This window comes from Hymenobacter crusticola (assembly GCF_002154225.1).
Taxonomy (GTDB): Bacteria; Bacteroidota; Bacteroidia; order Cytophagales; family Hymenobacteraceae; genus Hymenobacter; species Hymenobacter crusticola.
Genome location: NZ_MTSE01000024.1, coordinates 1 through 12659 on the forward strand (window position 1 = coordinate 1; position 12659 = coordinate 12659).

Genomic DNA, 12659 nt, shown 5'->3' on the forward strand with positions numbered 1-12659 from the left:
ATACGGGCATCTTTGCTTTCTATCGCGATACCTTCCTTTCGGGCCGGCCGGGGCAGTATGAAGTAAACTACTCCTTCGACGGGCTCGACAACTTCTTTCTGCTCTCGGCCCAGCGCAGCGGCGAGCTGCTGCTGGTGAGTTTCTCCGATACGGCCGAGCAACAATCTGTGGCAGCGGAGGCTTTGCGCAGAAGCCAAGCGCGCGAGCAAGCCGCCCGCGTCGAGGCCGAGGCGCGGCGCACCGAGTGGCAGCGGGTTTTCGAGCAAGCGCCTATCGCCCTCGCTCGCTTGCGCAGCCCCGCGTTCGTGGTGGAGTGGGCCAATGCCCGCATGGGGCAGATTTGGGGCCGCCCCCTCGACCAGATTATAGGGCGCCCGCACTTCGAGGCGCTGCCTGACCTCGCGGGCCAAGGCTTTGAAGCCGTGTTTGCGGGCGTGTTGCAAACCGGGAAGCCGTACTATTTCCAGGAGTTGCTCGTCCACATCGAGCAGGCCCACCAGCCCTACCAGGGTTACTTCAACATCAGCTACCAGCCTGCCTACGATGAGCTAGGTTATATCACAGGCGTGATGTCCTCGGCGATTGAAGTAACCGACCAGGTGCGCGCGCGTCAACAGGTGCAGGCACTTAACGGGGAACTCGCGGCCCTCAATGCAGAATTGCATGCCAGCAACGAGGAGTACCTAGCGGCCAACACTGCCCTGAGTAGGATCCAACAGCAGCTGCAACAACTCAACCAGGAGCTGGAAACCCGCGTGCAGCTACGCACACAGGTGGCCCAGACTGCCCAGGCCGAGGCCGAGCACCAACGCCAGCAACTTTACCAAGTGCTTATGCAGTTGCCGGCCAGCGTAGCCACAAACCGGGGCCCCGAGCACGTCTACGACCTGGTCAACCCGCGCTACCAACAACTATTTCGCTCCCGTGCGTTACGGGGCTTAGCTATCCGGCAGGCCTTGCCCGAGTTGCAAGGGCAAGGCGTGGTTGAAAAGCTGGACCGGGTCTACCAAACCGGGGAAGCCTATCTGGAACTAGAGCAAGAAACGTGGGTCGACGTGACGGACACGGGCCACCCCGAGCAGCGCTACTACAACATCCTGCTTCACCCCTTGCGCGACGCGCACGGCCAAGTCGACGGGCTGCTCAACTTTGCCTATGACGTGACCGAGCATGTGCGCACCCGACAGCAGCTCCAGCAATTGAACGAGGAGTTACACCACAGCAACAACCAGCTGAGGCGCACAAACGTGGACTTGGATACGTTCATTTACACGGCTTCGCACGACCTAAAAGCGCCCATCACTAACATCGAAAGCATTTTACTAGCGCTGCAAGACACGCTCCCGGCCGCCGTGCAGCAGGATGAGTTGGTGGCGAGTTTACTCGCTATGCTAGGGCAAACCGTGACGCGATTTCAGTTTACCATTGCCCAGCTCACCGATATTACCCGGCTGCAACTGGCGCATACCGGCCCCCTAGAACCGGTTGTGTTGGCGCAGGTAGTGGCAGATGTCGCCCTCGATATCACTCCCCTACTCCTAGCCGCGGGCACCCAGTTCACGGTGGACATTGCCCCTGACTTAGTCGTGTCCTTCTCCCCGGCCAACCTGCGCTCGGTAGTCTATAACCTGCTCAGTAATGCCATCAAGTACCGCTCCCCGAACCGTCCCTCTGTGGTGCAGGTACGGGCTGAGCCAGGGCCCGCGGCTGTAGTGTTCATCGTGCAGGACAATGGCCTAGGTATGAGTGAGGCACAGCAAAGCCAGCTCTTCGGCCTGTTTCAGCGCCTGCATACCCACGTCGAGGGCACGGGGGTAGGCCTCTACATTAGCAAGCGCCTGGTCGAGAATGTAGGCGGTACCATCACCGTGGAAAGCCAGCCAAACGTGGGCACCACTTTCACCGTTACCTTTCCTCTCTAAGTAGCCGCCGGCCTTGTTGCGTCAAACCGGTTGCCGGCTGCCCAAAAGGTGATCCTCGCTTCGCAGGCAGAGGCAACCGTCTACGTCTGGCGGGGCAGGTACCCTAGCTTTCATGCGGCTCCGCGTAGGTGAAGCCACGAGTGGCAGAGCGGTAGTCCTCTTTGCACGCTAATCTTTTACGGTTGCATAAAAAGCCACTTGTAACTTCTTGCCTAACAAAGGCACATTGCTCTTCATCGTCGGTTTTACCCAAGGACCTTGGCTGGCAATCCGGAAATAGCACTGCCCGCCGTACCCCAGGGCGCCGCCAAAACCTAGCTTGGAGAGGTCGGGGGCGATGGGCCCGTTCTGCTTGACCAATTCGACTGCTAAGAGACAATCTTCGGTCAAAACCAGATGATCACCGGAGAGGTCGGCCGTCAGCACGCCCGCTTGGGGTCCCGTCGTCAGCAACACGTCGCGTGGCAGCAGCTTTTCGGCCGTGGGCTGCCCGTTGGCGTCTAGTCGATAAACGTTCACGCGCAACGTGAGAGGCTGTGTTTCATTTTTGACCACCACGATGTGAATGCTTTGCACGAGTGTGGGCGATCGGTCTACGTGAAGAAGCGTACCAATCTCGGTACCTAGCTCCTTACTAGCCAAATGAAAGTCCAGCTTGGGAGCCGGTTTTTCTAACCCTAATGTGTGGGTGCGGGCGTACACCGAGGCAGCAACAACGCTGACCGCGGCTAAGGAGACTGTCTGCGGTGTTAGGCGCACGTCTGCCCCGGTGAGCAAGGCGGCGAAGGGGAGCAGTCGTGCTTCGTAGCCGACGCTAGAAAGGCGTACGCTATCCGTCGCGTAGGCGGGATCATAAGCAAGGTGATACTGGCCTTGTTCGTTGCTAACGGTGCCGATGCCGCGCTTGGGCAAGCCGACATTGACAAAGGGAATAGGCTGTTGGGTGACACTACTGACCACGGTGCCCTTGATTTGTTGCGCGTGGGTAATAACTGGGGTTAGGGGCAATAAGAGTCCACCAAAATAGAATAGGAAGCGATTCGACATACAAAGCAAGAGCAGACCTACGGCGGCCGGTGAACAACGGGTGGGAAGATACACCAGTGGCACAATCATCGCGTCAAGGCAAGGCAAGTCTTCGCGAAAAGAGGCCAGGAGAAGCAGCCTGCAACAGCAAATGGAGCCGGCTTTACTACTAGGCCTAACAAGCGTTACAAGAGGGCGCCAGTATCGCGTTGCCGGAAAACCGAGTTATGAGGCAGGAACTAGGCCGCCCCGAAAAGTGCCTTTCAGGTTTAACAAGAGCGTTTTATCGAATGAGCTAGCCTTCCCCTCTTAAGATTGCTACCGATCCTCTCGTGACCCGGCCTAGCAGCAATGTATAGCCCCTGCTAGCTAGTGCTAACGCATATAATTCAGGGCCGTGTCGGCGTTCAGCGCCAGCACCAACGCGCCTACGGAAAAGGCGTAGGCCATGCGCCGCAGCCACGGGGGCAGCATGGTGGGCTGAGGTGGTTGAGCGGCCAAGCGAGCCTGTAGCCGGGCATAGAAAAAAGGCCGAGGTTCCGCAGGGGTTGGCGGTTGCAGCGAGCGTAGCAGCGTGGTCCAGGCTTCGTCGTCTTCGGGCAGGTTGAACGGGTTGGGCATGGCGAATTAGGCGAGATGGGGATGGAGAAATTTGCGCAGGCTCTGCCGAGCGCGAAACAACAGCGACTCCACGGCGGACCGGCTAGTATCCAGCACGGCGGCGATTTCTTCGTAGCTCAATTCCTGCTCGTGGCGCAGGGTAAAGGCCACCTGCTGGCTGTCGGGCAGGCGCGCAATGGCTTCGACGAGCTGCTGCTGGCCCTGCTGGTCTTCCAGTAGCGCCAGCGGGTGCCGATGGTCGGGTCGCTCGTGCAACACCTCGTGGTTAGCTCCTAGCAGGGTGGTTAGGAACGCAAAACGTTTTTTGGCGCGGGCCTTCCGCCGCTGCTTTAGGGCTCGCGAGGTAGCTAGGCGGTAGAGCCAGGTGCGGAGCGCAGCCTCGCCCCGAAACCGGGCTATCGTCTGGTAGACTTCCACAAACACCTCCTGGGCCACGTCTTCGGCTTCCTCGGGGGAGCGCAGCAAGCTCAGGGCCGTGCGGTACACGGGGCCCTGGTAGCGCTCGACCAGCAGGCGAAAGGCCGCCACCTCGCCCGCCTGGAGTTGGGCCACAAGTTCGGCATCGGAGGGAGAACTACTCACAACTAAAGTGACTGAAAGGCCATAGATCAGCAAGGGTGACACGACGCCAAATCTGGCACGTAAAGATCGGCAATAGGGCTAGCTACTCATTGCTTGCAGCTGGTAAAGAAGCAGCTACCCGCTCCGTTGGCAAGGGCTCGTCTAGGTCGCGTGGGGCGTAGCCGTACGGGTTGTTCTTCCACTTGCCGGCGCGCCACAGCAACCACAAGCCCACCAAGATCGGCGGCAAGCTGAGTAACTGGCCCTGGTTGAGCAAGTTGTCTTTTTCGAACGCTACTTGGGCTTCCTTCAGGAATTCGCCTAGCAAGCGCTGCGTGAACAGCAGCACCAGAAACAGACCGAGCAGTAGCCCGCGCGGGGTGCGTTCTTTAGTGCGATTCCAAAGATAGTAGAGGAGCGACACCAGCAGCACGCAATACAGGGCCTCGTAGAGTTGCGTGGGATGGCGCGGCACGGCCATCAGCGAGCCAAGTAGGATAGGCGCATCGGCGGGCAATACTTGGTGGCTTACTTCGCCAGTTGGCAGGCGCACGGGGCGGGCCACCTGCACGGCCCCGGCGGGCAGTGGCCGAGTGGCGGGCAGCAGGTGCTCGGTATCGCGCGGAAACACCACGGCCCACGGCGCGGTGGTGGGGTAGCCACCAATCTCGGAGTTCATAAAATTACCTAGGCGAATAAGCGCCCCACCGATACCGACTACAATCACGATGCGGTCGAGCACCCAGAGGGGATCGAACTGGTGATGACGAGCAAACAGCCAGCAGGCCAGTGGAATGCTCAGGGTAGCCCCGTGCGACGCTAGCCCACCGTGCCAGATTTTAACGACTTCCAGCGGGTCTTTCAGCAATATGTCGGGCTCATAAAAGAAGATGTGCCCTAGGCGCGCGCCCACCACGGTGCCCACCAGCATGTAGATGGTCAAGACATCCACCCAGCGCGGCGACACGTTCTCGCTCCGAAAAATGTGCTGAAACACGGGGGTGCTCACCACAAAGCCCGCCATGAATAGCAGCCCGTACCAGCGCAGTGTTAACGGACCAAGATGGGCTAGGATGGGATCTAGGTCCCAAACTAAGTAGGCAAGGAAGGAAGTCATGGACAGGAAGAGGAAAAGGCTGCGCCAGACAGGCGAAGTTGGACCAGCAAAGGCGCTGCTACTGCTTAGGTCCCAGCCGCAGCCAAAACTTGCGGTGGCCTTCACCTTTTATTTTCCCGCGTGCTATCCTTCCCTGTAGGCTGCCACCCTCCCCCATTTTGGCAGCCTGAATATGGCACCTAGCGGGGCTAATCGGCCACAGCATGGAAACCTCCCTACCTTGAGCTAGAAGCTCAAGGCGCCGCCTCCTGCCAGACCCTATTCATCCCGCCAATTAGCGTTGGGTGAACTCTTAACCCAGTTCCACACCAGCTTTGAACGGCAACTACCTAGCTAGCCTATTTCCCCGCCAGAATAGCAGTTCTATACAAGTGCTTACCGGATGCCTTCAGCGTACGGCGTAGCCGCGCAGAACTGATCCGAGAACTTGCGAGTGTCGAACACATACGGCCAGTCGTAAACCATAGGGCCGTATGTGCTTGTTCAGAAAAGTATTATTGCTCCTAAAAGAAGCCAACCTAGGGGAGTGGCACTTGGTTGCACGCCCCCAGATTGGACTAGCAGCAAACACCGGAGTCTTCGTATTCGTCACCCTAGGACTCTGGGTAGAGGAGCAATAACCGGAAGACAGTCCCGCTCGTGTGTTCTCTACAGAAGGCCAAAGTGCCGGAGTGCTTGCGCAATCCCATCCTGATCGGCCTCGGCCGTGACATAATCGGCGCTGTCCTGCACGGGCTGGGCGGCATTGCCCATGGCCACGCTCAGGCCCGTGTACTGCAACATGGTCACATCGTTGCCCCCGTCGCCAAACGACATGGTTTCCGACACCTCAAGGCCGAAGTGCTGGCAGAACACGTCGACCCCGACCCGTTTGCTGATGCCCTGCGGATTGACGTCAGCAAAGAGCGGCGTCCAGCGCGTGGCCACCGAGTGCGGCATCACCTGCTGCATGAACGCTAGCTCTGCTTCCGGCCCGAGGAAGACGTTGGCTTGCAGCACCTGGGTAATATCGGTTTTCTCCCGCGCCACGACGGGTGGCACGGGCAAGTTCAGGCGCGTATACATGGCCTCCATCTCCGGGGTCGTTTGGTTGACGGCCACGCGGTCCTCATACATCAAGACGTAGGGAAACGGCTGGTGCGCCGTATAGGCCAGTAGCCGCTGCACATCCTCGGGGTCCAGGGCGTGGCGTTGGAGTACGTGGCCGTCTGCCGTCACGCAACAGCCCCCATTGTAGGTGATAAAACCGTCGAAGTTCAGGTAGCGCACCGGCCCAAGGGCATCGAGCGAACGCCCGGTGGCTGCCAGCACCTTGATGCCTTGTTCTTGTAGGCGCTTGATTGCCTGCTCGGCCGAGTGCGGGACGGCGTGGGTCTGGAAGCTGACCAAGGTGCCATCTAGATCAAAGAAAACAGCCTTGATGGGCGGGCGGTGCCCCGCCGCAGTGGGTACAGTGATTATTGGCATAAGCGTCTGGTGCAGGGCTAGGTCTTCCCAACCGGTTTCTGTTCTGTTTTTATAGTCGTCTCTTCTTCGTGCTACCTGTTATGAAGCGAAAGAGTGCGAGTGGACAAAGGCATTACCATAAGGTGTACGACGAAGTAACCGAAACTGGGTGAAGAACGTCTTGCGGCCGACTTGTCCGCACTCAGGCCACTGCCTTCTGGCGAATCCCGATTCGATCCGCCTCAGTTTTCTTCCGCTTCTAGCAACCGTTGGCGTAACTTCCAAGCTTGCCAGCAGCAGAATAGCTTTACGAAACAACTTGTTCTCCTCGAAATGCCGTATCACGCCTTATGACGGACTCTCCTTTACGCCTATCGCCTGGCCAAGGCGTTTTAATCACGTTAGATTTCACCGGCGAAGTACCGGTGCAGGTGACCTTTACCTGTACGAGTGCCGCCTCGAAGGTAGAACTCGCCACCTACTTCTTCGCTGGGAACCGCGCGCCAGTCGCAGCCTCGTTTTCTTACCGCAACACGGCCCGCGAGCCCCACTGGCTGCATACCTTCGTCACAGACCAACAAGGTGCCCCTCTCCCGGCCACGCTACGGTACGCGCTAGCCGACCGCTCCCAAGTAGACTATGGCCCCGAGCGCCACGGCGCCACGATCAGTTTGTCGGTGCTGCCACTTGCGCGTGGAGAGCAATAGCATACGAATAGCAGTGGCCATGCCATAATCTTATTGTTACCTGAGCTGTAACGTTTTAGCAAACAGACAAGTACTAGTTACGTCGCTGCACGCGCGGTCTGCGACTGGCCCGTTCTGTTCCTTGCTTCTCTATGCGTAAACGCCTCTCCCCACCCCCGTACTCACCCGAGATTGCCACCCAACTCACGGCTTTCTGGCAAGGCGTAGCTACGCTTGAGCTGAAGTATGACACGTACTTTACCAGTACGCCGTCGCGGCGAAGCCAGTGGCAGGAGCCCCAGCCCTCCACCTTAACGGAAAACCTTGTGCTCCAGTGTACAAAGGCACCGGTACGCCTGAGTCTGCACCCGCACCTGCCAGAGGAAATTGCCCAAGAAACGCGTGCGTTGTTTCAGCAACTCTTTGGTGCTTGACTGCTTGGGCGGAGAACTAGCAGGTCGCCCACTGCTTTTAGTCACGAAGCGAATCCAGAGCCCGCAACAGCACTGTCAAGATGTGCGTGTGTCCCACCCGTTGGGCTTCTGCAGGGTGCGCTTGCAGGTAAGCTTCTACCAAGATCTGCCCATACGCTAGCGCGCCGGATCGGCGCAATTGCCCCCGGTCGAGGCGTGTCTGCCACCAGCCTATTTGTTTGTGGTAGGTGGGGCTCAACCAGAGCTGGTCGTGCTCCACAAAGGCAAAAAGAGTATCTCCTAGGGCCGCGTGCATGCCCCAAGATAGAGAAGATCACAATAATCTGCTATACAATTAGTTGCTTACCAGGCAATGATTAACCACGCACGCAGCCCACGCCAGATGGGGGCTGTATTATTGGCGGTTACTCCTACTCACTCGCCAGCGGCGAGAAGTCCCAACCAAGCCTGAGCACGACGCCCGACTACTGGGCCGTGAAAGTAGATGCCAGCGGGAACAAACTATGAGACCGGACGTATGGCAGCGACGCGTACGACCAGTTACAAGTCTTGCTGCCTACAGCCGATGGAGGCTTTCTACTAGAAGGTCTTTCTTCCTCCCACATCAACGGCGACAAAACGCAAGCGAGCAAGAGTCCAGGACGCGCCAATTATTGGCTAGTATCGATGACAATGGTAATAAGCGCTGGGATCAGGTATTAGGCGGTGATGGGCATGATCAGCTTTATGCCCATCACCGCCTAATGATGAGGGCTGCGTGGCCGGCGGCTACTCCAACTCAGGGGTGAGTGGGGGCACAACGCAACCCACAATTTAGGTCAGTACTTCGCGCTTTAAGCGCTACTGCGGGTGGGTGCAGTCCATCTTTCCGACGTATACTAGCGAGCAGCCCGGTATAGGCGCTCCAGCAAGCCGTGCCGGGGCTTATCGCCCGTCAGTTCCCAAAACATAATGCCGCCTAGGCCTTTAGCCCGCGCATAGCGGGTTTTCAACCGGATGGACTTTGCGTCATCGAAGGAGGCAAACTCCCGCCGGCTTGAACTGTACGCATAGGGGGCCTGAGCTACCGCGTCCCAATACGTGACGAAGCCTTGCGCCGTGGATAGGCTGTCTGTGAACTCTTGATAGTTGAACGTCTGCTTAAACTTGCCTGCCTGATACAAACCCTGGCCCTGGGGTGAGACGCCGCTGAACACCCGCGCGTAAAAAGCCGCGCCAATGACAATCTTACCGGGGTCTACCCCAACGGAATCGAGGAATCGCACTCCGCTATCCACCGACAATCTTTGTTTGGAAGTTGAGTACAAAGGCGTGTGATGACCCGTCGTGGTGCTATAGCCGTTGACCAGGTCGTAGCTCATCAAATTGACGCGATTGACCAGCGGCATCACCGCTTGCCATTCCACAGCATGTTGCAGGTAGTCGGGGAAACCGCCGGCGGCGAAACTAATCTCGTAACTGGCGCCCAGCGTGGCACGCAAGGCTTGTATTAGAAGGGTGAAGTTATGCCGGTCTTCAGGGACAAAGCGGTGACCGGGCGGCCCCTCCACGGCCGGATATTCCCAATCCAGATCGATGCCGTCGGTGTGGGTGGCCAGCAGCACTTCTTTAACGGAGGCGGCAAACGCGGTGCGGCCTTCCGCCGTAGCGAACACCTGCGAGCAGCTTTCGCACCCACCCCAGCCGCCTAGCGATAGCAGAACTTTCAACTGCGGGTTCTGCTGCTTGAGCGTGACCAGCGCCGCTACCGTGGCTTGATCTTTCGCATTGTCAAAGGCAAAGGCCGTACCCTGCAGATGCAGAAAACTGTAAATAATATGCGTAAGCTGCTGGGTCGGGTATGCCCGAAAGCCGGTGGCGTCGCCCGCATAGTAGGCAATCACGGCCAGACGGGGTTTCGGGGCGGCGGGGGTATAGCCCGCCGACAGGAAGGCTGTACTTCCGGCGGCGAGTAGCCGCAGGGCCCGGTAGAGAATAGTTCGCATAGAAAAGACAGCTACTACAGGCGTTCACGTGCCCCAAAAGTAGAAGATTTGTACTGGGAACCGCAGGCAGCAGTTAGGAGCCGAACTAAGTACGCTATTCAAGGCCCTGCTTAGGGGGTAAGCAAGCGCTGCTCCTGCTAGTTTGTCTGCCCCGTATCAACACGCGCCTCCACCGTCTTCTGTACGGCTAGTCGATACGACTGAGAGTAGATTATACTCGGTGGCCTGCTCAATCCCGTTTATGGTGATACATATCCGTTTTGACGCTGTTATCGTTGGAGGTATCAATGGCAATGATGCGCGTGCTGGTGCCTACTCGTTGCACGTCATCGGTGCCCACGGGCAGTACCACGATGACTTGCCGTCACCGGCCCGGCACCGTCACATGACTATTGTCCAGGGTAGAAGCCAAGCCGTTGCTGCCGCAGATGATGTAAAGTTCATTACCCTGATCCACAAGGATACGCCAGTAGTTCTCCAGTCCTACCCAGGTGCGCTGGTTGTTGGGGCCTGCGGCATGATGTTATTCAGCAGGAACGTAGCCGAGTTATCTTCCACCGAGTTCGTCCGATTCGCGGAGGGGCAGTTCTGTCTGCGGTCAAAGCCGGAACCCGTGTAGCTGTTTGTGGTCACGCGGTACCAGCCGGCAGGCAGTGTATTATGGTCAGACATAAGATGCGGGGTTTGCTCCATGTTAATCACGGACTTCCTCGCACGGGTTGCTTTTTGGATAGGTAAAATACGAGAATGAAGATTAGGGTTAAGTCTGCCTCAAACGTAGTATGTAAGGGACAGAACGCAGATAGGTACCGCGCTATAGACTCTTCCTCACTGCCCCTAAAATTCTGTTTGAGTAAGCCCGGAAAAGAGCTTGGGGTTCACGTTTACGAAACGCATCCCACTTGCCCGGTTCCTAAACTTTGAATCTAGACGAGTTTCGTAAACTCTGCAATGACCTACTAACACCTGATGCTGGGCAGCAGCCAGGTGTTCATCGAAACGAGGGGTTCAGCAGAAGGGGCAGGACGGAACACGACTGAACCACCGTCGCACTACCTTGCTGTATGCAAAAACCGCTATTTTTTTATAAAAAGTATTTTAACGTTTGGTGCCAGCTGGCTGCTGGTTCAGACGCCGGCCAATGGCAGCCGCGCAGCCAAAATAGCGGCGGCGGCCTTCCCGGTGCTGGACAAAATTTACGCTGACTTTGCGGCCCAGCGCCACGTACCGGGCTTGGCCTACGGCCTCATCGTGGACGGGCAGCTGGTGCACGCCGGGGCCGTGGGCTACACCGACGTGGCCGCCCGCACCGCCGCGACGCCCCAGTCGGTGTTTCGCATCGCCAGCATGACCAAGAGCTTCGTGGCTCTGGCCGTGCTGCGCCTGCGCGACGAAAGCCGCCTGCGCCTCGACGACCCAGCCGAAAACTACCTGACCGTGCTGAAAAAAGCACCCCATTCCCCCTCCGACACGCCGCCCTTCACCATTCGCCAGCTGCTAAGCCACAGCGCGGGCCTGCCCGAAGACAACCCCTGGGGCGACCGCCAGATGGGCCGCTCCAACGCCGAGTTGAGCGCGCTGGTCGGCCGGAGCCTGAGCGTTTCGAACGCGCCCGGCGTGGGCTTCGAGTACAGCAACCTGGGCTACGCGCTGCTGGGCCGCCTCGTCACGCGGCTGTCAGGCCAGCCGGTGCAGGCCTACATCAGCGAAAAAATTCTGCGTCCACTGGGTATGAGCCACACCACCTAGGACTACCAGCAGGTGCCCCCCGCCCGCCTGGCCCACGACTACGGGGCGTCCACCGCCGCGGGCCCGCCGCTACTGCCCCGGGGCAAGTCGTTCGCGGCACTGAGCGGGCTGCTCACCTCGGTCGAAGATTTTGCCAAGTACCTGGCGTTTCAGGCCGATGCCGCCCCGCGCCCCGGTCCCGCCCCTGGGCCTGTGCGCCGCAGCTCGCGGCGCGAAATGCAGCAGTCCTGGACCTTCGATGCCCTCATCAGCAACTGCCGCCGACCCAACGGCTAGGCGTGCCCAATTAGCATTTCGTACGGCTATGGCCTGAGTGTCTCGCACAATTGCGCAGGGCACCGCTTCATCAGCCACAGCGGCGGGCGGCCTGGCTTCGGCTCACACTGGCTCCTGCTGCCCGAATACGGCATCGTCGTGGTGGTCTTTGTCAACCAAACCTACACCGCGCCCAATTACGCCAACTATAGCGCCCTGGATACGCTGCTCACGCTGGCCGGGCTGCGGCCGCGCGCCGTGCCCCCCTCAGCCATCTTAGTCCAACGCAAAGCCGAAGTGGCCGCCCTGCTGCCCGATTTCAACACGCCGGCCCACAACCCGCTGTTCGCCGAAAACTTCTTCCTCGATGAAGCCTTGGCCACGCAGCGCAAGGCGACCCAAGCCCTGCTGACGCAGGCCGGTCCCATCCGTAGCGTCGGCGCATTGGAGCCGGAGAACCAGCTGCGCGGCCGCTTCCGGTTGCTGGGCGAGCGGGCTGCGGTAGAGGTTTTCTTCACCCTGAACCCTGAAACCCCGGCGCGAGTGCAGCAGCTTGAGTTGACGCTAGTGCCTACGCCCTGAACCCGTCCCCTGGTGAGGGCTGAAGAAGCATCCGCTGTGAAAACGAGAACAAAGAATAATTTTTGGGAGCCGAAGTAGTTTACGAAAACGGTGGTTTAAGCCTCCACCGACTTTCGGATAGGGTTTGAGAATAGCACTAATGCGGTCCGATAAGTAAGCATTATGTAAATGACTGATTCCAACTTCTTGCCAGAAGTCACACATATGCATGTCACACCAGATCGGACTATGTCCTTTTTACTTAAGACCACAATCGTGTACTATTGAGCCATTCT

13 protein-coding genes and 1 pseudogene are annotated in these 12659 nt (G+C 58.5%); 5 read left to right on the top strand and 9 right to left on the bottom strand.

Annotated features, from left to right (window positions below):
- A partial coding sequence (locus BXP70_RS24510; protein ID WP_179197818.1) for a PAS domain-containing sensor histidine kinase occupies window positions 1-1922 on the top strand: 1922 nt, incomplete at its 5' end.
- Between the two features lie 168 nt (window positions 1923-2090).
- Here the strand turns inward: BXP70_RS24510 and BXP70_RS24515 are convergent.
- The 5 genes from BXP70_RS24515 to BXP70_RS24535 all read right to left on the bottom strand — a co-directional run bounded on the left by BXP70_RS24515 (window position 2091) and on the right by BXP70_RS24535 (window position 6714).
- Window positions 2091-2969, bottom strand: coding sequence for a carboxypeptidase-like regulatory domain-containing protein (locus BXP70_RS24515; protein WP_179197819.1), 879 nt, complete (start codon window positions 2967-2969; stop codon window positions 2091-2093).
- Between the two features lie 354 nt (window positions 2970-3323).
- Window positions 3324-3569, bottom strand: a complete 246-nt coding sequence (locus BXP70_RS24520) for a hypothetical protein (protein WP_086596769.1) — start codon at window positions 3567-3569, stop codon at window positions 3324-3326.
- Between the two features lie 6 nt (window positions 3570-3575).
- Window positions 3576-4151: an RNA polymerase sigma factor gene (locus tag BXP70_RS24525; RefSeq protein ID WP_086596817.1), complete on the bottom strand. Its 576-nt coding sequence runs from the start codon at window positions 4149-4151 to the stop codon at window positions 3576-3578.
- Window positions 4152-4233: 82 nt separating this feature from the next.
- The gene (gene lgt, locus BXP70_RS24530; RefSeq protein WP_245849741.1) at window positions 4234-5247 is read right to left on the bottom strand and encodes a prolipoprotein diacylglyceryl transferase; all 1014 of its coding nucleotides are present in this window, start codon (window positions 5245-5247) and stop codon (window positions 4234-4236) included.
- Between the two features lie 648 nt (window positions 5248-5895).
- Complete coding sequence (locus tag BXP70_RS24535) at window positions 5896-6714, bottom strand: Cof-type HAD-IIB family hydrolase (RefSeq protein WP_086596770.1); 819 nt, start codon at window positions 6712-6714, stop codon at window positions 5896-5898.
- Between the two features lie 329 nt (window positions 6715-7043).
- On the opposite strand from BXP70_RS24535, the gene BXP70_RS24540 reads away from it, so the two are divergent.
- Window positions 7044-7400 (top strand): hypothetical protein, encoded by a 357-nt coding sequence (locus BXP70_RS24540; RefSeq protein WP_086596771.1) that lies wholly within the window; start codon window positions 7044-7046, stop codon window positions 7398-7400.
- A gap of 131 nt (window positions 7401-7531) precedes the next feature.
- Window positions 7532-7813 (top strand): hypothetical protein, encoded by a 282-nt coding sequence (locus BXP70_RS24545; RefSeq protein ID WP_086596772.1) that lies wholly within the window; start codon window positions 7532-7534, stop codon window positions 7811-7813.
- Between the two features lie 37 nt (window positions 7814-7850).
- Here BXP70_RS24545 and BXP70_RS24550 read toward each other — a convergent pair whose 3' ends face one another.
- From BXP70_RS24550 to BXP70_RS31110, 4 genes and pseudogenes are all read right to left on the bottom strand, one after another.
- Entirely contained in the window at window positions 7851-8108 is a 258-nt protein-coding gene (locus BXP70_RS24550; RefSeq protein ID WP_086596773.1) for a hypothetical protein, read from the bottom strand.
- 583 nt (window positions 8109-8691) lie between these two features.
- Window positions 8692-9798, bottom strand: coding sequence for a glycoside hydrolase family 18 protein (locus BXP70_RS24555; RefSeq protein WP_086596774.1), 1107 nt, complete (start codon window positions 9796-9798; stop codon window positions 8692-8694).
- A 229-nt stretch (window positions 9799-10027) separates the two neighbouring features.
- The gene (locus tag BXP70_RS30860; RefSeq protein ID WP_262490768.1) at window positions 10028-10150 is read right to left on the bottom strand and encodes a hypothetical protein; all 123 of its coding nucleotides are present in this window, start codon (window positions 10148-10150) and stop codon (window positions 10028-10030) included.
- Window positions 10151-10162: 12 nt separating this feature from the next.
- Window positions 10163-10491, bottom strand: a pseudogene (locus tag BXP70_RS31110) (DNA/RNA non-specific endonuclease).
- A gap of 276 nt (window positions 10492-10767) precedes the next feature.
- On the opposite strand from BXP70_RS31110, the gene BXP70_RS24565 reads away from it, so the two are divergent.
- Together BXP70_RS24565 and BXP70_RS24575 are read left to right on the top strand one after the other, a co-directional pair.
- On the top strand, window positions 10768-11547 hold the full coding sequence (locus BXP70_RS24565) for a serine hydrolase domain-containing protein (protein WP_086596776.1): 780 nt from the start codon (window positions 10768-10770) through the stop codon (window positions 11545-11547).
- 291 nt (window positions 11548-11838) lie between these two features.
- On the top strand, window positions 11839-12384 hold the full coding sequence (locus tag BXP70_RS24575; RefSeq protein WP_262490771.1) for a serine hydrolase: 546 nt from the start codon (window positions 11839-11841) through the stop codon (window positions 12382-12384).
- The last annotated feature ends 275 nt before the right edge of the window (window positions 12385-12659 follow it).